At 47.5% G+C, this 20,524-nt stretch carries 20 protein-coding genes and 1 tRNA gene; 11 read left to right on the forward strand and 10 right to left on the reverse strand.

Going from position 1 to position 20,524, the window contains the following annotated elements; translation table 11 throughout:
* Positions 1–29: 29 nt before the first annotated feature.
* The 6 genes from pyrR to LEUMU_RS23960 all read left to right on the forward strand — a co-directional run bounded on the left by pyrR (position 30) and on the right by LEUMU_RS23960 (position 5,909).
* Entirely contained in the window at positions 30–545 is a 516-nt protein-coding gene (pyrR, locus tag LEUMU_RS0100415) for a bifunctional pyr operon transcriptional regulator/uracil phosphoribosyltransferase PyrR (protein ID WP_022950297.1), read from the forward strand.
* Positions 532–1,536 carry an aspartate carbamoyltransferase catalytic subunit gene (locus LEUMU_RS0100420; RefSeq protein ID WP_022950298.1) on the forward strand — a complete coding sequence of 335 codons (1,005 nt, stop codon included), beginning with the start codon at positions 532–534 and terminating at the stop codon, positions 1,534–1,536. Before pyrR ends, LEUMU_RS0100420 begins: the two co-directional genes overlap by 14 nt.
* The gene (locus LEUMU_RS23955) at positions 1,536–2,828 is read left to right on the forward strand and encodes a dihydroorotase (RefSeq protein ID WP_022950299.1); all 1,293 of its coding nucleotides are present in this window, start codon (positions 1,536–1,538) and stop codon (positions 2,826–2,828) included. The genes LEUMU_RS0100420 and LEUMU_RS23955 overlap by 1 nt, the downstream gene beginning before the upstream one ends.
* Positions 2,825–3,694: a YicC/YloC family endoribonuclease gene (locus LEUMU_RS0100430; RefSeq protein WP_022950300.1), complete on the forward strand. Its 870-nt coding sequence runs from the start codon at positions 2,825–2,827 to the stop codon at positions 3,692–3,694. The genes LEUMU_RS23955 and LEUMU_RS0100430 overlap by 4 nt, the downstream gene beginning before the upstream one ends.
* Before the next feature lie 158 nt (positions 3,695–3,852).
* The gene (locus LEUMU_RS0100435) at positions 3,853–4,719 is read left to right on the forward strand and encodes a DnaJ C-terminal domain-containing protein (protein ID WP_022950301.1); all 867 of its coding nucleotides are present in this window, start codon (positions 3,853–3,855) and stop codon (positions 4,717–4,719) included.
* Between the two features lie 59 nt (positions 4,720–4,778).
* A complete protein-coding gene (locus LEUMU_RS23960; protein ID WP_022950302.1) occupies positions 4,779–5,909 on the forward strand; it encodes a trypsin-like peptidase domain-containing protein in 1,131 nt (376 codons plus the stop codon).
* 333 nt (positions 5,910–6,242) lie between these two features.
* On the opposite strand, the gene yihA is transcribed toward LEUMU_RS23960, so the two are convergent.
* Positions 6,243–6,851, reverse strand: coding sequence for a ribosome biogenesis GTP-binding protein YihA/YsxC (gene yihA / locus LEUMU_RS0100445; RefSeq protein ID WP_022950303.1), 609 nt, complete (start codon positions 6,849–6,851; stop codon positions 6,243–6,245).
* Between the two features lie 230 nt (positions 6,852–7,081).
* Between yihA and LEUMU_RS0100450 the strand changes: the two genes are divergently transcribed.
* The 3 genes from LEUMU_RS0100450 (at position 7,082) to coq7 (ending at position 9,327) form a co-directional block, all read left to right on the forward strand.
* Positions 7,082–7,696: a c-type cytochrome gene (locus LEUMU_RS0100450; protein ID WP_022950304.1), complete on the forward strand. Its 615-nt coding sequence runs from the start codon at positions 7,082–7,084 to the stop codon at positions 7,694–7,696.
* A gap of 171 nt (positions 7,697–7,867) precedes the next feature.
* Positions 7,868–8,665 (forward strand): thiol:disulfide interchange protein DsbA/DsbL, encoded by a 798-nt coding sequence (locus tag LEUMU_RS23965; protein ID WP_051155939.1) that lies wholly within the window; start codon positions 7,868–7,870, stop codon positions 8,663–8,665.
* Between the two features lie 17 nt (positions 8,666–8,682).
* Entirely contained in the window at positions 8,683–9,327 is a 645-nt protein-coding gene (gene coq7 / locus LEUMU_RS0100460) for a 2-polyprenyl-3-methyl-6-methoxy-1,4-benzoquinone monooxygenase (protein WP_022950305.1), read from the forward strand.
* 72 nt (positions 9,328–9,399) lie between these two features.
* Here coq7 and LEUMU_RS23970 read toward each other — a convergent pair whose 3' ends face one another.
* From LEUMU_RS23970 to trmL, 7 genes are all read right to left on the reverse strand, one after another.
* A complete protein-coding gene (locus tag LEUMU_RS23970; RefSeq protein WP_022950306.1) occupies positions 9,400–10,593 on the reverse strand; it encodes an SEL1-like repeat protein in 1,194 nt (397 codons plus the stop codon).
* Positions 10,594–10,653: 60 nt separating this feature from the next.
* A complete protein-coding gene (locus LEUMU_RS0100470) occupies positions 10,654–10,905 on the reverse strand; it encodes an accessory factor UbiK family protein (protein ID WP_022950307.1) in 252 nt (83 codons plus the stop codon).
* Between the two features lie 140 nt (positions 10,906–11,045).
* The gene (locus LEUMU_RS0100475) at positions 11,046–11,606 is read right to left on the reverse strand and encodes a hypothetical protein (RefSeq protein WP_022950308.1); all 561 of its coding nucleotides are present in this window, start codon (positions 11,604–11,606) and stop codon (positions 11,046–11,048) included.
* Positions 11,607–11,726: 120 nt separating this feature from the next.
* A complete protein-coding gene (ispG, locus tag LEUMU_RS0100480) occupies positions 11,727–12,944 on the reverse strand; it encodes a flavodoxin-dependent (E)-4-hydroxy-3-methylbut-2-enyl-diphosphate synthase (RefSeq protein WP_022950309.1) in 1,218 nt (405 codons plus the stop codon).
* Between the two features lie 6 nt (positions 12,945–12,950).
* Positions 12,951–14,315, reverse strand: coding sequence for a TolC family outer membrane protein (locus LEUMU_RS23975; protein ID WP_022950310.1), 1,365 nt, complete (start codon positions 14,313–14,315; stop codon positions 12,951–12,953).
* Between the two features lie 160 nt (positions 14,316–14,475).
* Positions 14,476–15,396: a bifunctional riboflavin kinase/FAD synthetase gene (gene ribF, locus LEUMU_RS0100490; protein ID WP_022950311.1), complete on the reverse strand. Its 921-nt coding sequence runs from the start codon at positions 15,394–15,396 to the stop codon at positions 14,476–14,478.
* 9 nt (positions 15,397–15,405) lie between these two features.
* Positions 15,406–15,870, reverse strand: a complete 465-nt coding sequence (trmL, locus tag LEUMU_RS0100495) for a tRNA (uridine(34)/cytosine(34)/5-carboxymethylaminomethyluridine(34)-2'-O)-methyltransferase TrmL (protein WP_022950312.1) — start codon at positions 15,868–15,870, stop codon at positions 15,406–15,408.
* A gap of 160 nt (positions 15,871–16,030) precedes the next feature.
* Between trmL and LEUMU_RS0100500 the strand changes: the two genes are divergently transcribed.
* Positions 16,031–16,106, forward strand: a tRNA-Phe gene (locus LEUMU_RS0100500).
* A 225-nt stretch (positions 16,107–16,331) separates the two neighbouring features.
* Complete coding sequence (locus LEUMU_RS0100505; protein ID WP_022950313.1) at positions 16,332–18,542, forward strand: hypothetical protein; 2,211 nt, start codon at positions 16,332–16,334, stop codon at positions 18,540–18,542.
* Positions 18,543–18,613: 71 nt separating this feature from the next.
* On the opposite strand, the gene LEUMU_RS0100510 is transcribed toward LEUMU_RS0100505, so the two are convergent.
* Together LEUMU_RS0100510 and LEUMU_RS0100515 are read right to left on the reverse strand one after the other, a co-directional pair.
* Positions 18,614–19,405 carry an enhanced serine sensitivity protein SseB C-terminal domain-containing protein gene (locus tag LEUMU_RS0100510; protein ID WP_022950314.1) on the reverse strand — a complete coding sequence of 264 codons (792 nt, stop codon included), beginning with the start codon at positions 19,403–19,405 and terminating at the stop codon, positions 18,614–18,616.
* Between the two features lie 74 nt (positions 19,406–19,479).
* Positions 19,480–20,523 (reverse strand): zinc ABC transporter substrate-binding protein, encoded by a 1,044-nt coding sequence (locus LEUMU_RS0100515; RefSeq protein WP_022950315.1) that lies wholly within the window; start codon positions 20,521–20,523, stop codon positions 19,480–19,482.
* Position 20,524: the final 1 nt, after the last annotated feature.

Below are 20,524 nucleotides of genomic sequence, written 5' to 3' on the forward strand. Positions count from 1 at the left end.
AAAACATTAGTCCGGAAGCTCCCAGAATCATGGAATACGATAACGAACGCGTTAATCAAATGCTGCAGAAAATGCAGGCAGATCTTGAACAACATATGCAACAAGCGAATATCACCTCACCGTTAATGGTCGGGATTCATTCTGGTGGTGTTTGGGTAGCGCAGCGCTTGCATGAAATGATGGGCTTTGATGAGCCATTGTCTGCTTTAAACAGTGGATTCTATCGGGATGATTTCTCAAGCAATGGTTTGCAGGCGCAACTTAAGCCATCGCAAATGCCACTGAGTATAGAGGATCGCCATATTATTCTGGTTGATGATGTATTATACACGGGCAGAACGACCCGGGCGGCGATGAATGAGCTGTTCGATTATGGTCGTCCTGCCAGTATTACGTTGGTCGTATTGATAGATCGCGGGCATCGTGAGCTGCCGATTGAGGCGCAAGTGGTTGGCGTAAAGCATGAGCTGGCTCTAGAAGATTACTTGCAGGTCTCAGGCCCTGATCAACTGGAAATGAGTATAATTCGTCGTGAACCTCACTAATGCCTATTTAGCGCCCGGCCCGCTCCCGGCCTCGCTGCAACTCACACCGGATGGCAAGTTAAAACACTTCCTAACCGTTGAAGGTTTATCCCGTGACTTGCTAAACGAAATTCTTGATCGTGCCGAGCAATTTGTCACCTTGCCCAGCAAGGCACAGAAGAAATTCCCGCTGTTGCGCGGTAAAACTGTGATGAATTTGTTCTTCGAAAACTCCACTCGTACCCGTATTACCTTTGAATTAGCCGCTCAGCGCTTGTCAGCTGATGTGGTGAATTTGGATATTCGCAATTCCTCTGCCTCAAAAGGGGAGAGTTTGCTGGATACCATTCGTAATTTGGAAGCCATGAACTGCGACATGTTTGTGGTGCGCCATCATCACAGTAGTGCGCCGCATTTCATTGCTCGTTACTGCGCGCCACACATTAGTGTGCTGAATGCAGGTGATGGTAATCACGCACATCCTACGCAAGCGATGTTGGATATGTTGACGATTCGTCAGCACAAGCCTGATTTCACTGCACTCACGGTAGCGATTACGGGCGATATCATGCACTCACGGGTTGCGCGTTCACAGATTCATGCGCTGAAAACGTTAGGTGCTCATGAAATTCGGGTGATTGGTCCGCGGACTCTGATTCCGATGGGCATTGAGCAGATGGGCGTAAAAGTCTTTCATGTTATGGAGGAAGGGCTGCGGGATGCGGACGTAGTGGTGATGTTACGCCTTCAAAAAGAGCGCATGCAGGGGGCATTATTGCCCTCAGAGCGAGAGTATTTCTCCATGTACGGACTCACAGAAAAACGCTTGAAGCTGGCAAAGCCGGATGCGATGGTTATGCATCCCGGTCCAGTAAATCGCGGCGTGGAAATTGATTCCTACGTAGCAGACGGGCCTCAGTCGGTGATTATGCAGCAGGTGACTAATGGTATTGCGGTGCGTATGGCGGTGATGTCGATGGTAATGGGTGCGCAATCGGAGAGGGGAGTCTAATGCCTAAAGTATTAATTCAGCAGGGGCGCTTAATCGACCCTGTCAGCAATACTGATCAGATCTGCGATATTCTAATTGAGCAGGGAAAAGTCAGCCGGATTGCAGCTTCGATTACGGATGTGCAGGATGCCGATGTGGTTGATGCAACCGGCCACTGGATACTGCCAGGTGTTGTAGATATTGGTGTGTATGTGCGTCACCAAGAGCGTAAAGCCACGGTTGAAACTGAGTCGGTTGCGGCCGTGAATGCAGGTATTACGCGGCTGTGTTGTATGCCAGAGCTGGCGAAGCCGATTGATTCCACTGCAGAAGTGAATTTGATTAAAGATCAGGCATCTCGTACCGGACGAGTTTGGTTTGAAATTATCGGTGGTATTACTGATGGCCTGCAAGGTGAGCAACTGACTAATATGGGGGGCTTGAAAAAAGCCGGCTGTGTGGCGGTAAGTCAGGGGCATCATCCTTTTATTAGTTTGGATGTCATGCGAAAAGCCATGGAATATGCCCATACCTGCGGCTTACCATTGTTTTTACATCCGGTGGAATACGGCTTGATTGGGCGTGGTTGTGTGCATGAAGGCGCTATTGCGACACGTATTGGTTTGCCCGGTATTCCGGTGGCTGCTGAAACAGTTGGCTTATCCCAAATTTTATTGCTGGCTGAGCAGGCTCAGGCACAAATTCACTTTTGCCGCGTATCCAGTGCCGCAGGTGTTGAGCTAATTGCTCGTGCCAAGCAGCAAGGCTTGTCGGTGACTGCAGATGTTGCTGCGCACCAGCTATACCTGAGTGAGCAAGATATTCAAGACTACAACCCACTCTGTCATACCATGCCGCCATTGCGGAGTATGGCAGACCGTGAAGCGCTGAGGAAAGCGGTCAGTGATGGTGTCATTGATGCGATCTGCTCTGATCATCAGCCGCACGATATTGATGCAAAATTGGCACCGTTTCAAGAGTCTAGTCCCGGTATCTCGTCACTGGAAACTCTGATCCCATTAACTATGAAGTTGGTTGATGAAGGTGTGCTGACAGTGATGCAAGCGGTTGCGAAGTTGAGCAGTGGCCCTGCTGATATTATTGATCGACCAACAGGGCGATTATCTGTTGGTTCAGTGGCCGACTTGCTGATTTACGATCCGCAAAAGCAGTGGGTATTTGAAGTAGAAAAGATGCGAAGCACTGGCAAAAACACCCCATTTGGCGGCTGGCCATTTACCGGTAAAGTCGTGCAAACCTATATTCGTGGCCAACGCGCTGATAATCAGCTGCATTTTGAGGAGATTGCATGATCCATAGCATGACTGCTTTTGCCCGGGGTGATGATGCCAATCATGCCGGTTCGCTGACTTGGGAAATTCGCAGCGTTAATCACCGCTATCTCGATACCTCAATGCGTTTGCCGGATGGTTTTCGAAGTATGGAAAATGACTTTAAAGAAATTGTTCGTAAAAACGTTGCGCGTGGAAAGGTTGATGCAACACTGCGATTTGAGCTGGATGGTGCAGAAAAGCAAACCACGATCTCTTTGGATGATGCGCGCATTCAGGCATTGATGACGGCTCAATCACAGGTTCAGTCTCAGTCTCCAGATGCTACGCCATTAACAGTCTCACAAATTCTTGCTTGGCCGGGTGTGGTCAAGGCTGAAGAAACCGATTATGAAGAGCTTTTTGATTCAGCTCGAAAGTTGTTGGTAGAAACTCTGGCTGAGTTGGTAGAAGGTCGAGCGCGAGAAGGTGCCCGTTTGGTAGCGTTTATTGAGCAGCGTTGCGACCAAATTGAAAGCATCGTGTCTGAGGTGACTGAGCGGCGAGAAGTAGTCGTAGATGGCGCTCGTGCGCGCTTAATGCAGCGTATTGAAGGCTTAGATCTTGAGTTTGATCCGCAGCGCTTAGAGCAGGAGTTGGCGATTCAGGCGCAACGTCTGGATGTCACTGAAGAATTGGATCGCTTAGGAGCGCACCTTGCAGAGTTACGTCAGATTTTGAGTAGTGGCAAAGCGGTTGGTCGGCGACTGGATTTTTTGATGCAGGAGCTGAATCGTGAAGCCAATACCTTGGGCTCTAAATCCAATGATGCGATTACTACGCGATTCTCTATGGACCTAAAAGTACTGATCGAGCAAATGCGCGAACAGATTCAGAATATAGAATAATGAGTCGCTAAGAATGGGTGGAAGCATCCGCCCATTTGCTATTCACCGTTAAAACCACATTATTTACCCTTGTAATTGGCGCATTGCGTCGCCATTTTAGGTGCATCTGTGGCTGCTTTAAGCGGCCTATCTATATTGAATAAGGTAAGCGTAAATTCATGGAATACAAAGACTATTATAAAGTTTTAGGCTTGGATAAGACGGCTGACCAGGATGCAATTCGTAAAAGTTATAAGCGTTTGGCACGAAAATACCATCCCGATGTGAGCAAAGAGCCTAATGCTGAGGCAAAGTTTAAGGATGTCAGCGAGGCCTACGAAGTGCTGAGCGATAAAACTAAGCGTGCACAGTATGATCAGATGGGAAGAACAGGTTATCGCAATGCTGATCCGTTTAGCCAAGGTGGAGGCTATGCGTCGGGTGGCTTTGGCGGAAGCGCTTCTGGTTTCGGTGACTTTTTCGATACTTTCTTTAACGGTGGCGGCCGGTCAGCAGGAGGTGGGCGTCGACCTCCACCGAAAAAGCCTGAGTCACAAACAGCCACTGTTTATCTGGATTTAGAAGATGTGTTTGCCGGTGCGAATAAGCGTATCCGCGTTCAAACAGGCTCTAGTATTGAGGTAAAAATTCCTCGGGGTATTGAGGAAGGCAAAAAGATCCGTTTAGCAGGTAAAGCCAGTAATGGTGGTGATTTACTACTGGAGATTAAGCTGAATCCGCATCCAAAATTCCGCGCGGAAGGTAAAGACATTTATGTGGATTTGCCGATTGCGCCATGGGAGGCAGCATTAGGCGGTAGTGTGACGGTACCTACTTTAAATGGTAGTATTAAATTAACGATTCCGGAGGGCTCAAAGTCCGGAGGTAAGATGCGGTTAAAGGGCAGGGGGTTGCCAGGAACTGTACCGGGTGATCAGTATGTGGTGTTGAAGGTGGTGGTGCCTGAAGCAAAAACAGCTGAGCAGCGGGATTTTTACCAGAAAATGCAAACATTATTCGATTGGGATCCTCGTCAATCAGTATAACGCGGGAGCGCCTTTTTGTGCTCTGCAGAAAAGCTAATGCGTCAGAGTAGGAATAGGGCATGGGAAAGTCAGTAGTAAGGTGGTACCAGAAAAACATCAAGCGCGTTTGTGGTGTGGCTTTGATGTGTATGCTGGTGCAAAGTGGCGCCTCAGTTGCAGCGCTGCCAAGCTCGGTTAATGGGCAAGCCTTACCATCGCTGGCTGACATGCTGGAGAAAGTGATGCCTGCGGTGGTCGATATTGTGACCGAAGGCTCAGCGTCTGAGGCTGCGGATGGTAATTACCAGCGCTTATTTGGCGGAGAGCTACCAGAGCGTGGTCGTGGTACTGGCTCTGGAATCATTATTGATGCCCAAAATGGTTATGTCGTCACCAATGCGCATGTTGTTAATGGTGCGCAAAAAATAAAAATAACCTTAACGGATGGCCGTGAGCTGGAAGCCGAATTAGTCGGTGAAGATGCTGGTGCCGATGTTAGTGTGCTGCAGGTTAAGCCGGAGCGACTGGTTGCGTTAAAGTTAGCTGATAGCGATAAGTTGCGGGTTGGCGATTTCGTGGTCGCAGTAGGTAATCCCTTCGGCTTAGGCCAAACCGCTACTTCAGGAATTGTGAGTGCACTAGGGCGTTCCGGCCTTGGTATCGAATCCTATGAAAACTTTATTCAAACTGATGCGCCGATTAATCCGGGTAACTCCGGCGGCGCTTTAGTTAACTTACGTGGTGAGTTAATTGGCATCAATACGGCTATTTTAGGTGGCCGTGGCGGCGGAAGCGTCGGTATTGGTTTTGCCATTCCATCGAATATGGTCGGCAATATCAAAGACCAGCTCATTAATTTTGGTGAAGTCAGGCGTGGTCAGCTCGGGGTCGAAATCCAAAACTTAGAGCCAAATATGCTTGAGGCCTTGTCGATGAGTAATGCCGAAGGTGCCTTTATTTCCCGAGTTGTAATCAACTCGCCAGCAGATCAGGCAGGCTTGCAAAGCGGTGATGTGATTGTTCAGGCGAATGGCAGCCGAGTTCGTAATAGCGTTAGCCTCCGCAATATCATTGGCAATCTGCCGATTGGTACGCGGGCTGCGATTGAGTTTGTTCGGGATGGGCGTGCTTTAATTACAGTTGCTGAAGTGAGCAAAGTAGACAGCCGCAGTGGTTTCAGGCCACAGCATAAAAAAATATTCCCTCAGTGATAGAAAATCGGAATGTAGTTCGAGGGTGACAAACGGTAGCTGATGTAATAGTATCAAGTCATAGTTTGTTGAGGCGGTTTTCGTTCGTCTGGAATCAGTCGTTCAGCTAAGGTTCAGTTTGAGCTTTCGCAAAACAAGAATCCGTTCAATAAGTCGTAACCAGTTTTCCGCTGTATGGGAAAGGTAAGTTATAGATGCTTAAGCCCGGTGTCTTTACCTTTCTTAGCGGACGCAGATTTGGTGTCCCCAATCCAAGTCTGTTCTTTAGCCCTTTCAATGGACCCCCTGTTGATTGGGCTTTTTTATGCGCGCCCAATCAACAGGGGCTACTAATTACTCTTCAATAACAGGGTTCATCCAGGTATCTAGCTGCTTTGCCAGATCTTCCACGCCTAAGCGCTTTAATGATGAGAATGTTTGAACCGTTGCAGGTAAGTCGTATTCTTTAAGTGCCTTGCGAGTATCGTTCAGGGCTTGCGTCATTGCGCCACGTTTTAACTTATCTGACTTATTCAAGATAATATGCACGGGTAATTGGCGTGATTCCGCCCATTCCAGCATAATATGATCGTAGTCAAGCATGGGTCGTCGAATATCCATGATAATGACCATGCCGACTAGTGTCGTGCGCCCGATCAGGTAGCTTTCGATAAACGCTTGCCACTCCAGTTTCATGTGTTCCGGAACTTTTGCGTAGCCATAACCTGGAAGATCGACCAGTGCATTGCCGTTAGGTAGCTCAAAGAAATTGATTAACTGAGTACGGCCTGGTGTCTTACTGACTCGTGCCAGTGATTTTTGTTCACAAAGACAATTAAGCGTGCTGGATTTCCCGGAGTTTGAACGGCCAGCGAAAGCGACTTCTAAACCATGCTCCGGAGGGAGAGTTTTGGTCGTTGTGGCGCTGGATAAAAAGCGGGCATTTCGGTAAATCGAACTCATGGTTTAATTGTCTCTTTTTGGATTCGGTGTTTTGCAGAACTGATGGAAACTGTGTTATAAACTGCGGCTAGTTAATGATGCACGTTCGAGGCCTTTCGCTGCCTGTTCATGCGATCGAATTCGAGTGCGGTACAGACTAGGCGGGGTTGTGCCGTTTTGCAAGCATTGTGTGTGATGTCGCAATGTTGTGCCTAGTAGCAGCATTTATTTGGTATTTTTGGAGCACGTAAATGAAAAAAGCATTGGTAGTAGTTTTAGCGAGTTTGGCGATGATGGCCTCTGCCGTTAGTTTCGCTAAAGGAGACCCTGTTAAGGGTAAAGAGTTATCAGCAACATGCGCTGCGTGTCATGGTGCCGATGGTAATAGTGTTAACCCCGAGTGGCCTCGGCTCGCTGGTCAGAATGAGTCTTATCTGATCAAGCAACTCAATGATTATCGTAGTAAAAATCGCGTTAACGCGGTAATGAGTGCTCAGGCTATGCTGATCGCATCGGATGAAGATGTTGAGCATTTAGCGGCTTATTTTGCTTCTCAGCAAGCTAAACCAGGCGCTGCTGATGAGACAAAAGTAAACGAAGGGATGCTGCTGTATAAAGGCGGAAAAATCTCTACAAAGGTAACTGCTTGTGCGGCTTGTCATGGTCCTACCGGTATTGGTAATGAGGCGGCTAAGTTCCCAAGACTGGCGTCACAGCATCCGAAGTACCTGATTGATCAGTTAAAGCTATTCAGATCTGGTGCACGTGCTAACGATGCAGGTCAGATGATGCGCAATATCGCTAGCAAAATGTCAGATACTGATATGGAAGCGGTTGCTGAATACATCTCAGGTTTGAAAGAATAATCAGCAAAAAGCCTAATGATTAGTTAATATCAATTATTAGAGTTTTGATGATCTATTCCCAGACAAAAGGTAGCTTAATGCTGCCTTTTGTGCGTTTGGTGCATCCAAACTCCGAACTTTCCAGTATTATGTAGGTCATTGAATTAACGTTTCTCAATAGGATAAAACTAAATGAATACGCAAATTTCTCTACTAGCCTCCAGTCTGGTAGTGCTAACACTTGTATTAGCTGGCTGTGATTCAGCAACTGCAACAAACGATAAGAAAGCGGTAGAGTCTAAAGTTGAGGTTGCTGAAAAAACAGTAGCTGCAGCTGCGACACCTGTTGCTGAGACGGCTCCTGCTGAAGTGGCTAAAGCTGAAGAAGCTGCGCCAACTGAAACTCAGGCGGTAGTGAACAAGACCGAATTTAAAGAAGGTGTTCACTATTTCGAAATTTTCCCACAGATGCAAACAGATGCACCAGCAGGAAAAGTTGAGGTGGTTGAGTTGATGTGGCTGGGTTGCCCTCATTGCTTTAATCTTGAGCCAACAATCGAACAGTACAAAAAGAGTCTTCCTGACTACGTTGCGTTCAAACAGGTTCCAGCAATGCTGAATCCACGTTGGGCTGCCGATGCTAAAACATTCTACATTGCCGAGTTGCTTGATCCGACGGGTGAGAAGAAGCTGATTCCAAAGATCTTCAATGCAATTCACGTGCAGCGTCGCGCCAGAATGTCTGATCCAGGCGTGGTAAAAGATTACCTGCTACAGCAAGGTATCAGCGAAAAGGATTATGATAATGCCGTTAACTCTATGGCATTACAGGCTAAATTAAGCCGTGCACAGCAAATCAGTGCAGATTCTCAAGCACAATCAGTACCTAGCATCATTATCGATGGTAAGTACCGCACCAGCCCTTATGCGGCGGGTGATGAGAAGAAGTTGCTTGAAGTCATTGATATGCTGACAGAGCGTTCTAAGTAAGAAATATTGAGGTTGTTATGCGCCATTTAAGTTTGCTCGATAAGTTATTGGTTGAAGTTGATCAGTCACTGCGCACCGTGTACGCCACGGCGCCGTTATCGGGTAGGCCATTGCCCACTGACGACATGCAGTCAGTCGGCTCGCTAACCGATGCTGAGAAGCGCACAGCGGCAAGTTTGATGCGAATCAACCATGCTGGCGAAGTCGCTGCGCAGGGTTTGTATCGCGGGCAGGCGCTTAATGCGAAGAGTGCTGAAGTTAAAGCTCAGATGGCAGAGTCTGCTGCTGAGGAGAATGATCACTTGAACTGGTGTGAAGCTCGCATTAAAGCCTTGGGGAGTCATAAAAGCTACCTAGGGCCGTTTTGGTACTGGGGCTCCTATAGTTTAGGCGCTATTGCTGGCGCTGCGGGAGATCGCTGGAGTCTGGGCTTTGTGAAAGAGACTGAAGATCAAGTGACTCGTCATATTGATCAGCATTTGCAAAAGTTACCACCTGCGGATAAAGCCAGTCATGCTGTTCTGCTGCAGATGAAGCAGGATGAGCAGCATCATGCTGAGGTTGCTCAACAAGCTGGTGCGGCGCGCCTACCTTGGCCTGTGCGTAAGATCTTTATGCCTTTAACGTCAAAAGTGATGACAGGTCTTTCCTCAAAGATTTAATCGCTCAAGAATGTAACACATATAAAAAGCCTCATTACTGAGGCTTTTTTATTGTCTAGGATTTGAGGCTTGCTACTGCTGAGCCATTTTATCCAGCTGCTCTAGTGCCGTGCGTGCTCTAGGTAAGCCCTGCTTGGCGGCTCTTTGGAACCATGCTTTAGCTTGATTAAGGTCTTGCTTGACGCCGAAGCCATTGGCATACAGTGCGCCAACGCTATACTCTGCCATGGGTAGTCCTTGGTTGGCGGCTTTGCGATACCAGTTCATGGCTAGCTGATAGTTTTTGGCTTTAACGCCGATACCATCAACATAAAGATCACCCAATAGGAATTGCGAGTTCGCGAGTCCTTTCTGAGCTGATTTATTAAGCCAGTTAAAAGCCATTCCCGGGTTCTTTGCTGTGCCTTGGCCTTGTAGGTACATCAGTCCCAAGTTGTGCTGTGCCAGTGGGATATTTTTCTTAGCGGCCAGATCAAACATTTTAAAGGCCAATTGCTCATTGGCCTTGGTGCCTACGCCCTGTAAATACATGGCACCCAAGCTGTACTGTGCAGAAGGCATTCCTTTGTCGGCGGCAATTTTCATATTCCGGAAGGCTAGCTGCGGGTTCTTTCTAGTGCCTTCGCCGGTGGCGTACATCAGGCCCAGCAAGTAGTTTGCTTCAATGGCTTTTGACTGTGCGGCTTTGTTCGCAAAGGCAAATGCTTTGGCTGGATTCTTCTTGGTACCAATACCGTTGAGGTAGCGCTCTGCCAGCATCATTTGTACATCAACCATGCCTGCATTCGCGGCTTTTTCATACCAGCCCATTGCGGCGCCTATATTCTTGGTGATGCCATCACCTTTTTCGTACATCACACCAAGGCTGCGAAATGCATCGGGTACGCCACGCTGTGAAGCACGGTTAAACCAAAGCTGGGCTTGGTTCATGTCTTTTCGCGTGCCTTCGCCTGTGGCATAGAGTGTTCCAATTGCGAACTGTGCCAGTGGGTGGTGTTGATCAGCTGCTTTTTTGAGCCAGCTAAATGCAATCGCTGGGTTCTTTTGAACGCCGCGACCATTTAAATAGAGCTGCCCGAGAATGTATTGCCCTGCAGCATCACCTTTTTTCGCGTAATCGGATGAAATGCTGAATACTTTACGAAAGTCTTTGCTTTGATAGGCTTCTTTAAGGGCGCTATTGGGGTCTTGTCCAGCACTTATGGCATTGCCGCTTAATAGGAATAAGCTGCACACGGTGGCTGCAAGAATAATAATTTTTTTCATAATAAAGTCTGCTGTAAAAGGCCGTTAATATTTATTTTGCTATTGTTTTTAGGCGTTCTTTCAAGAGGATGACTTTGATGCCTCAAGTTCGCTGACGCGTTGCTCCAGTTGCTCAAGTTTTTCTCTTGTACGTCTTAGGACAGCAGTCTGAACATCAAATTCCTCACGAGTGACTAAATTCATTTTGCGCAATCCACTTTCAAGTCCCGACTTTAAGTTGGACTCGATATCTTTTTGAGTGGCTTGTAGCGGTTCTGGAATAAGGGAGGCGAGGCGTTTACTGAGTTGGTCTAGCTGATCAAGAGGATCCATCGAAGTTGTTCCAAAGTTATTTTTTTAACAGTGGCATTCTAAAGGGAATCAGCTGGATAATGAAATGAGATTTTCGTAATGCGGGAATTTTAAGCTCAACCCGATCAACAGAAAGTGATCAGGTTGAGCTTAATGTGGCGTTAAAGCATTTTAACGCGGGTGAATAAACGAGTTTCAGTTTGGTCACCATCGCTTGCGAGTCCAGCACCGACTTGAATCTTTTCATCAATATCGTAAAGTGCGCTTGCTGTTCCGCTAACGCCAGTGCCTTCGTCCGCATTGGAAAATAGCAGATCAATGCCGCCTTCCAGTTCAATGGCATCACTTAATTGGAAGCGAGCGCCAAAGCCCACGTTAACCGTTTGGTGTGAACCGCTGTCATCTTTTCCATGTTTGAAGCCAGCACGAGAGTAGTAGTCCATATCTTCGGAGCTTGGCTTGTAAGCGCCAATTCCGACACTGATCTCATTAGCAGTCGCATTGCTGGTGATATCGGTTTTAACGCCACCGGTGATGTAGTGATTGTTGTTTATTTCCATTGAGCCACTAGCGGCAAGACTAGTGTAGGATTCATCATCTTCATTAGTGGATGAAATTCCGACTTCATAAAAGTCGTAATTAAAATTGCTTTCGGCCATGGCGATAGGGCTTAAAAGGGCGCCCGCCAGCATGGCGCTTAGTACAGTATTTTTCGAGGGCATTAGGTCGTACCTTTTTGTTATCATTGTCGAGGTATGACCTAATCATAGCCAGTTTCGTTCGCTGGCTGCACTTATTTGTGGATAAGTGGCTGCACCGTATAACCGAAATCTGGGGATTTACTAAGCTTTGTAAGTGCGCTCTACGTAGTCTTCTACTAGCTTCTGGAACTCTTGGGCGATGTGCTCCCCTTTAAGGGTCACAGTCTTCACGCCATCCTCATAGACCGGTGCGACCGGGCTTTCGCCAGTGCCGGGTAGGCTGATGCCAATGTTAGCGTGCTTGCTTTCACCAGGGCCATTGACTACGCAGCCCATCACCGCGACAGACATGCTTTCAACACCAGGGTGGTCAGCTTTCCAGTGGGGCATTTGGTGGCGCAAGTAGGACTGGATGTCTTCAGCTAAATGCTGAAAATATTCGCTGGAAGTTCGGCCGCAGCCTGGGCAAGCAACTACTTGTGGAGTAAATGAGCGCAGTCCCATGCTTTGCAGGATTTCCTGACCAACAATGACTTCTTTCTCACGCGGCGCGCCAGGTTCCGGTGTTAGTGAGATGCGAATGGTGTCGCCGATACCTTCCTGTAGCAGCACTGAGAGGGCAGCTGTGGAGGCGACAATGCCTTTACTGCCCATGCCTGCTTCAGTAAGGCCGAGATGTAGTGGGTAGTCGCAGAGCCTAGATAAGTCTCTATATGTGTGAATCAAGCCTTGTACACCGCTGAGCTTGCAGGAAATGATAATTTTATCGTTAGCTAATCCGTAGGACTCCGCTTTGCGAGCACTGCCAAGTGCAGACTCGATCAATGCGTCATGCTGAACTGCCATTAAATCACGTGGTGTTGCCAGTTTGGCATTTTCATCCAGCATACGCGCTAACAGCTCTTGGTCTAGCGAGCCCCAATTCACACCAATGCGAACCGGTTTGTCGTACTTGCAGGCAAATTCGATCATGCTGGCAAACTGCTCATCGCGCTTTTTACCACGGCCTACATTGCCGGGATTAATCCGAAATTTTGATAAAGCCTGTGCGCATTCTGGTACTGCAGTTAAGAGCTTGTGACCATTGAAGTGGAAGTCTCCCACCAGTGGCACATCGCAATTGATCTTATCCAAGCGCTCGCGAATTTCCGGAACTGCTTGGGCAGACTCCAGATTATTCACGGTAATCCTAACCAGTTCCGAGCCTGCTTTAGCAAGTTCAGCGATCTGCTTTACCGTTCTGACAACATCCGCTGTATCAGTATTGGTCATCGACTGAACAACGACTGGCGCATCGCCACCAACAGTGACGTTGCCGATCATGACAGGAACAGTTTTATGGCGCTGGATAGAGTGCATATTAAATTATTCTGCTGGTTTCAGTGGTGCAAAAGTGGTGCTGCTGGAGCGATTCAGAATGCGTGATAGCGATGCTAAATCTTGCTCTGACAAAGTGCCCGCCGCTTGCTTTAAGCGAATAGTATTTAGTAAAAAGGTGTAGCGTGCCGAGGAGTAATTACGCTGTGCGCTATAGGTGCCGCGTAAAGAGTTTAATACGTCAACCGCTGTTCTGGTACCAACCCGGAATCCTTCCTGAGTTGCTTTGTCCGCGACTTCATTGGACTCTAAAGAGCGCTTCAGGGCTTGGAGCTGGGATAAGCCCGTGATGATATTTAGGTAGTAAGTGCGAACGCTCTGAGTCGCTGTGCGTTTACTTGATTCGAGTTCTTGTAGTGCCTTGTGGAAGTTATAACGCGCTTCGCGAATTGCAGCATCGGCATTACCTGCATCGTATAATGACATACTGAATTGGATGCCAAGACTGGCACTTACAGATTCTGAGTCGGAGGTGTTTTTACCTCGGGAGATGCTGCCATCATGATTGGCAAAGAAATCCAGTGTTGGTTTTTTTCCGGCACGAGCGATATCGACGCTTTTCTGGGCGATCTCAACGGCATACTGTGCCACTTTGATGCTTTTATTGTTTTGTAGTGCTGCATCGGTCCAAGCTTTGATGTCCTTGGGGGCAGGCACAACCAGTGGCGTGTTGTCTGATGCGCCACGTAAAATCTTATAATAGCGCCCAGTCAGTGTTTGTAAGCTTTCCAGTGCGATTTCGACGTTTTGGTCAGCAAGCGCTACATTGGCTCGTGCTTCGTCGTATCTTGCTTGCGACTCTTTCACGTCGGTGATGGCTGAGCGTCCAGCTTCGAAGTACGCTTTAACCTGATTGTACTGTCGCTCAATGGCTACTGCTTCTGAGCGTGAAAACTCGGCAGAATCACGAGCATTTAAATAGCTAAAATACGCTTCGGCAACTCGGGAGATAAGATTTTGTTGTTGCGCTAGCAATGACTCTTGAGCTTGGGCAATAACAATATCGGTTTGTGCAATTTGTTCATTAATCTGGCGGCGGTACAGCGGCTTGGTCAGGCTCAGCGAATAAGCTGAGTTCGCAAGTCCTGCGCCAGTGTCAGTGTAGTTAGTCCAAGACTGACTTAATGTGTAACTTGAGCTGCCCGATAACTTAACAGATGGCCTTAAGGCGGCAAGAGCCTGAGGGCGTTTTTCCAAGGTGGCCAGGTAGCCGGCTTCAGCAGCACTAATTTGCGGGTCGCTTTCTTTAGCCTGCATGTACACGGTTAATAAGTCTTCAGCGTTAGCCGTTTGGGCAAGAGAAATCGTAAGCAGGCCTAATGCAGCCAGTCCGATTCTGAGGTTTATTGTCATTGTCTGAACACCATTTTTGAATAATTCCAACTACTTTGGGGGAGTACCTTAGGTAATTGCGAAGAAATTGCAAACCGATTTTACTGGATCTTTACATCGAGTAAACATATTTATGATAACGGGCACATTACAGAAAGTTGTGTTTTGGCTAGATTTTTCGCTAGTGCAGCAATTCTCTGGCCAGTGTGGCATCTTTTTGTATCTGCTCTCGAAGTGCCGAGAAGTCGGCAAACCGTTGCTCAGGTCGGATGAATGTTTCTAGCTCCACTTCAATATGCCGGCCATATACCGACTCATCAAAGTCAAAAACATGAACTTCCAAGCGCGTTTCAGTGCCGCCAACCGTTGGGCGATTGCCAAGGTTAGCAACACCTTTGAGGATCTGGTTGTTGATTCCATGTAGTTTGATCGCGTAGACGCCTTTGGCCGCCGCGATATTGTCTTGAATGCGTAAATTCATAGTTGGGAAGTTGATGGTGCGCCCTAGCTTATTGCCATGACGAACCCGGCCACTTAATGTGTAGCTACGTCCGAGCAGTTTGCGGGCAGCTTCCATTTCCCCTTGCTGTAAGTGGTGCCTGATTCGGGTGCTGCTAATGCGTCCCTGTTCATCACTGCAAGTTTGGTTGTTACTTACCAGCATGCCGTGTTTGCTGCCCATGGATTGTAGTAATTCGTAATTACCTTGTCGGTTGCTACCAAAGCAAAAATCATCGCCAACAACTAATGAGCGAACTTTGAAGTGATTAATGAGCGCATCCTGTACAAATGGCTCCGGTGGCATATTTGCAAATGCTTCGTTAAATCTTAAACATAGGAAGTGATCGATTCCAAGCTGCTCCAGCTGTTTCACTTTGTCACGAAAAGGGGAGATGCGCAGAGCTTTCTCCGCAGAGAAGTGCTCAATCGGCAGCGGTTCAAAGCTAATGATCACCTTCGGGAGTTGGTGCTGCGTTGCTTGCTCAGTCAGCTGCTGAATAATACGTTGATGCCCCAAATGCAGGCCATCGAAGTTACCAATGGTTGCTACACAGCCATTCTCAAGTGACTCAATGGATGTAATGTCGCGTGTCAGATGCATGGGATCAGTTTACCGTAATCCAGAAAAATTGTGTTGTCTGAGTGCTTCATAGGTCGCAATAGCGACTGTATTTGACAGATTAAGGCTGCGGCTGCCGGCTATCATCGGGAGCCTGAGTAGCTGCTCTGAGGGTAGGGTGTCCATCACTGGCTCTGGAATGCCACGAGTTTCAGGTCCAAATAGCAGGACATCATTTGCCTGAAACTTGGCATCACTGTAGTTAAGTGTCGCCTTGGTGCTGAAAGCAAAAATGCGACTGGCTTGATGCTCTTGGTAGAAGCTCTCCCAAGATTCATGCTCGCGCACTTGCATTAAATCCCGATAATCCAGACCCGCGCGGCGCAGCTGTTTTGTTTCCATGCTGAAGCCCAGTGGGTGAATCAAGTGTAAAATGCAGCCGGTATTAGCACACAGGCGAATAATATTGCCGGTGTTGGGGGGAATCTCGGGCTGATATAAGGCGATTTGAAACATGGTTATCCGGTCAGTTTAATGCAGGTGGCTAGCATACAGGATTTTTTGTGAGAGACATAAAACCTGAGTGACTTTGACGCTAGGATAATTAAATCAAAAATAATTGAAAAATTTTATTGACAGATCCTCGGATAAACGTTTTAATAGCGCCTCTTTTGCGGGCCGGATAGCTCAGTTGGTAGAGCAGCGGATTGAAAATCCGCGTGTCGGCAGTTCGATTCTGCCTCCGGCCACCAAAAGAAAATCTCGCAAAATTTCTTACACCAGTTCTGGTTGTCACACGTTATCTCCATCTAGTTTCATCAAATAACTAAGAATCAATTTCTTAGTAAATAATCACCACTTATCGCCAATTCACTTCAATAAATCACTGCATTCGTTTGGATGCTGTTGAATTTCATGGCAATATCGTCTCTATTTGATGCTCACAAAAACCAAAGCTTTATTGGTTCGGAGAATAAATGCAACTTACACAAACACTCTCATCTAAATTATTGATGGCTTGCCTGCTATTGGGTTTTGCCGGACAGGCTGCTGCAAAGTACGACCCTAATCCTCGGCTTGGTTCTAATGTGGGTAGTCCGGATAAAATGACGGCGTCCATTCCATTTACCGATATCTTCAAAAGCGCTACTGGTTGGTATACCTCCTGTGAATTTGATTGGCGCCAAAAAGTAGGCATCGATCCGGGTTGTACGCAACAGATGGCGTTTAATACCCGTGAGCAAAAGCTTCTGGACTTAGATCCAAATGGCTGGGTTCGCTCGTTACCAACACCAGAACAATCACCAATTTTTACTAGTGTTACGAGTAGCTGGAATTTGCCGGATAGTTTTCCGACAGGTCGCTATGTGGTGCTATATGAAGGGCAGGGTGTTATCAAGCTAACTGGTGACCTCAAAGTTGTTGCGAACCATCAGGGGCGAATGGTCTTTGATTTGGCATCACCGAAGCGTAACTTGCGCTTGAATATTTCACAGATTAATCCTGCTAATTACTTGCGCAATCTTAAAATTGTCCCGATTCAGTATGAGGCAACTCACGCGCGGACAATTTTTAATCCAGACTATATTGCGCGTATGGCACCATTTCATTCCTTGCGTTACATGCCATGGACTAACCCTCGCGGCAATGATGCTGAAGAATGGAATCAGCGCGTACCGCTAGGGAATGCGCATTACACCGGACCAAAGGGTGTACCTGCTGAGCGCATGATTGACCTGTCGAATGCAACTGATACTGCGCCTTGGATTAGTGTGCCTTATAAGGCCAGCGATGATTATATGCGTCAGTACGCGCGCATGGTGAAGTCACGCTTGCGTCGTAATCAGAAGGTTTATCTCGAATACTCCAATGAAATGTGGAATGTGATCTTCCCTGGTACGACTTATGCCGCACGTAAGGCGGATAAGCTTTGGAATTTCCCCTACAAAGAAAAGAACTCCTACCAGCGCCGTGTATCAATGGCTGCTAACTGGTATGCAAAGCGTACTGTTGAAATGTGTCAAATCTGGAAGAAGGAATTTGGCAATGAAAGTGGTCGGGTCGTGTGTATTTTGGCCTCTCAATCTTCTGCTCCTTGGGCGGGTAAAGAAACTTTAGATTGTCCGCTTTGGAAAGAGGCGAATGGCTGCGGTCGTTATGTAGACGCCTATGCGATTGGTCCTTATTTCGGGGATTATATTGCCCGTAAAGAGCATCGTGAAACCGTTAAAAGCTGGTTGCGTGATCCGGATGGTGGCATGAATCGTCTATTTACCGAGATTGAGCGCGGAGGCATGGTTGATAAAGAAACCGGTGGTGGATCAGTTGCACTGACGATGAATTCTTACGTAAAGCAGAATGTGGCATTGGCGCAGAAGTATGGTTTACCACTAATGGCTTATGAGGCGGGGCAACATTTGATTCGTTTTGATCCGCCGCACACGGTAAAAGATCCTGCAGTGTTAAATCTGTTTATGAGTGCTCAGAAGCACCCAAGAATGCGCGCAGCATACCAGCGTTATTTAAATGGCTGGAATCAGGCCACGCGTGGTGGTTTGATGATGCATTATTATGGTATCGGTGCGCCAACTCAGAAGAACTTCTTCTCAATGTTGGATCATTCTCGTCAGCCAAGTACGCCAAAGTATCAAGCGTTGATGGATTATCTGGGTGCGCCAGCAAACTATGCGCCAGTTGTGCGTACTGCGCCGGTGCCAATGGCTCCTGTGGCGCGTGCTCCCGCTCCAGCAGTGCGGGCTCCGGCACCTGTTCCCGTTGCGCCAGTAGTGCGTCGTCCGGCGGCTCCGCAGCAGCCTGTTGTGAGTGCGCCGGCGGCACCAGCAGGTGTTGCGATTAGTGGTACGGGTGTGCGTGGTTGGGCTATTACTGGTAATAGCGCTATCTCACCAGCGATTAAGCTCAATGGAAATCGCCGTCACGAGCTGTCGGTGCTTTGGCAGTTTGCTAATCTGCAGTTAACGGGGCGTGAATACTTCCATATTTTTGCAATCGATGTGCGTGGTGGTCGCAAATTGTTGATGAAGCAAACGACTACCGATATGGCTGAGGTTGGTGAAATGGCGCAGATTTATGTTGAAGACATCAGTCGTTATGTGGGGCCGCCAATCCGATTGCAGCTTGAAGTAAGCCCAGGTTTGCAGGTTGTTGTTGAAGACGTTAATTTCTAAACGTCGCTAATCTGTAAGCACAAAAAAGCCGACTTGATGTCGGCTTTTTTTATGCCTGAGAAAAGAGGTGTTTAGTGAAGCTGCGTGGTGGTGGCCACATAGAATGGCTTCACTTCTTCAGTCAGGAAGGTGCTAATGTCAGGATCTTCGTCTGTAATGGTAAAGAAGTCGAACATTTCGTATTCGCTGTCATTGTCCTCATCCAAAATGCGGTTCGCAGATGATTCAATGGCTGCTTCTAGGTCGCCTATACCTTTGATGCCGACTAGCAAGTGTGGGTTAGGGTCTAGTGCAGGTTCGTGAATCACAGCCAGATAGGCTTCAGCAATTTCCGGGTACTCAGCAAAAACTTCACGCATTCTTTTACTAAGTGTTTCTGGCAGTTCTGTCAGTGTGTCCAGATAAGTTCCGTCATCAATTTCGCCGTCTTCACTATCAATTAGTTCGCTAAGGTCAGCATCCACATTGCCACTACCCAGTAGTGAAACGATATCTTCTGGTGAGAACTCCATGCCGTAATCGGTATTTGGATTGAGCACCATTGGTACGCCTAGTGTCATGCGAAATAGTGCTTCGGCTGGTACTTCAAGGTAAGGCTCGTCTTCCGGAATTACTTTCTGCAGTGTTTGCAGTGAGGTAAAAAACGGAATAACCGGGCTCTTATCCTCATCGCTCTCCCAGTGATTGATCATCAGCTCATCATCTTCAGTCAGTGTGAAGTTGCTGTCGGTGATTTCTCTGGCGGGCTTGCCAAGAATGAAGACTCTTGATTCCATTAGTACAAGATAGAAGTCGACAACTTTTTTGTCATCAATCGCTGCATTGTGCAGGGCTTTTTCAAGGGGATTAGCAGGTAACAGCATGGTAAAAATCCTGATTTTCTTAATTCGGTTCGTGTCAGTGTAGCAAGTGCAGGTGACAAGTCTTTAGTGTTTACTTACAAAGTGTTGTCTTTTTGCAGGCAACTTAATAGTTTGTCCGCAGTATCTTGTAATAATTCCGGATAGCTTTGTGAGCTGATTGCGATATTTCTGCCTAACGGGTCTATTTGTGCGGTGTTTACCTTAAAGTCTTCGGTGAGCACTTTGAGGGTATCCAGTCTAAAGTTTGGCTCGGTGACTACGCAGGTCACGCCACTGCTGCGAATCATTTCACGAGCTTCTGAGATGGCTTTAGCGCTGGCTCGTAAGTCTTCTTGCAGAGTGACGCTGGACAGTTGATTGAGTTTGTAGTGCTTGCTGAAATACTGCCAGGCATCGTGCATTACAATAAATGGGCTGTCAGTAACGCCACTGAGTTGTTTGCTAATGGCTTCATCTTTCTGGGTGATGGCATCAATCAGTTGCTCAGCGTTTTTGGTGTATTGCTCTGTATTTTTAGCATCCATTTTGATGAGCTGGTCGCGAATCTGCTTCACCATGGCAATGGCGTTGTTGGGATCTAACCAGAGATGGTAATCATTCTCGGCGGCATTCTCTGCTTCATGGTGCTCGTCGTGATTCTCCATAGCGTGACTATCATGAGTTTCATGCTCCTCGTGCCCTTCGTGGCTGTCATGAGTTTCATGTTCTTCATGGTCGGCATGTTCCTCATGGCTTTCGTGTTCGTCGTGAGTCTCGTGCTCATCATGGGAGTGATTTGCTTTGAGTAGAACTAAGCCTTCCGAGTCCGATAGTGATACCAGCTTATCTTTGGTAATACTGGTCAGACTTTTATTGAGGAATGACTCCATGTGCTCATCAATTCGAAACACTAAGTCTGCTTTGCTTAATCTGCGAAGGTCAGAGGGTTTAAAGCTGTAGCTATGGGGTGAGGCATAGTCCGGAATAATTTGAGCGGTATCCGCTGTATCTCCCGCAATGGCGCTAACCAAGGCGTGCACCGGCTTAATTGTAGAGAGCACCAAGCGCTTGTCGTCAGCCAGTAATGGTGATGTTTGGAGTGCTGCAATTACGGATAAAAAGAGTACAATGCGCTTCATT

This window comes from Leucothrix mucor DSM 2157, assembly GCF_000419525.1.
GTDB classification, from domain to species: domain Bacteria; phylum Pseudomonadota; class Gammaproteobacteria; order Thiotrichales; family Thiotrichaceae; genus Leucothrix; species Leucothrix mucor.

Bases quoted from the DNA above. Each gene is read 5' to 3' on its own strand.
- ispG (WP_022950309.1), bottom strand. From the start codon at position 12,944: ATGCACTCTATCCAGCGCCATAAAACTGTTCCTGTCATGATCGGCAAC.
- LEUMU_RS0100505 (WP_022950313.1), top strand. From the start codon at position 16,332: ATGCAACTTACACAAACACTCTCATCTAAATTATTGATGGCTTGCCTG.
- LEUMU_RS0100510 (WP_022950314.1), bottom strand. From the start codon at position 19,405: ATGCTGTTACCTGCTAATCCCCTTGAAAAAGCCCTGCACAATGCAGCG.
- LEUMU_RS0100450 (WP_022950304.1), top strand. From the start codon at position 7,082: ATGAAAAAAGCATTGGTAGTAGTTTTAGCGAGTTTGGCGATGATGGCC.
- LEUMU_RS23975 (WP_022950310.1), bottom strand. From the start codon at position 14,315: ATGACAATAAACCTCAGAATCGGACTGGCTGCATTAGGCCTGCTTACG.
- LEUMU_RS23965 (WP_051155939.1), top strand. From the start codon at position 7,868: ATGAATACGCAAATTTCTCTACTAGCCTCCAGTCTGGTAGTGCTAACA.
- pyrR (WP_022950297.1), top strand. From the start codon at position 30: ATGGAATACGATAACGAACGCGTTAATCAAATGCTGCAGAAAATGCAG.
- LEUMU_RS0100470 (WP_022950307.1), bottom strand. From the start codon at position 10,905: ATGGATCCTCTTGATCAGCTAGACCAACTCAGTAAACGCCTCGCCTCC.
- LEUMU_RS0100435 (WP_022950301.1), top strand. From the start codon at position 3,853: ATGGAATACAAAGACTATTATAAAGTTTTAGGCTTGGATAAGACGGCT.
- LEUMU_RS0100475 (WP_022950308.1), bottom strand. From the start codon at position 11,606: ATGCCCTCGAAAAATACTGTACTAAGCGCCATGCTGGCGGGCGCCCTT.
- trmL (WP_022950312.1), bottom strand. From the start codon at position 15,870: ATGTTTCAAATCGCCTTATATCAGCCCGAGATTCCCCCCAACACCGGC.
- coq7 (WP_022950305.1), top strand. From the start codon at position 8,683: ATGCGCCATTTAAGTTTGCTCGATAAGTTATTGGTTGAAGTTGATCAG.
- LEUMU_RS23970 (WP_022950306.1), bottom strand. From the start codon at position 10,593: ATGAAAAAAATTATTATTCTTGCAGCCACCGTGTGCAGCTTATTCCTA.
- ribF (WP_022950311.1), bottom strand. From the start codon at position 15,396: ATGCATCTGACACGCGACATTACATCCATTGAGTCACTTGAGAATGGC.
- LEUMU_RS0100430 (WP_022950300.1), top strand. From the start codon at position 2,825: ATGATCCATAGCATGACTGCTTTTGCCCGGGGTGATGATGCCAATCAT.
- LEUMU_RS0100515 (WP_022950315.1), bottom strand. From the start codon at position 20,523: ATGAAGCGCATTGTACTCTTTTTATCCGTAATTGCAGCACTCCAAACA.
- yihA (WP_022950303.1), bottom strand. From the start codon at position 6,851: ATGAGTTCGATTTACCGAAATGCCCGCTTTTTATCCAGCGCCACAACG.
- LEUMU_RS23960 (WP_022950302.1), top strand. From the start codon at position 4,779: ATGGGAAAGTCAGTAGTAAGGTGGTACCAGAAAAACATCAAGCGCGTT.
- LEUMU_RS23955 (WP_022950299.1), top strand. From the start codon at position 1,536: ATGCCTAAAGTATTAATTCAGCAGGGGCGCTTAATCGACCCTGTCAGC.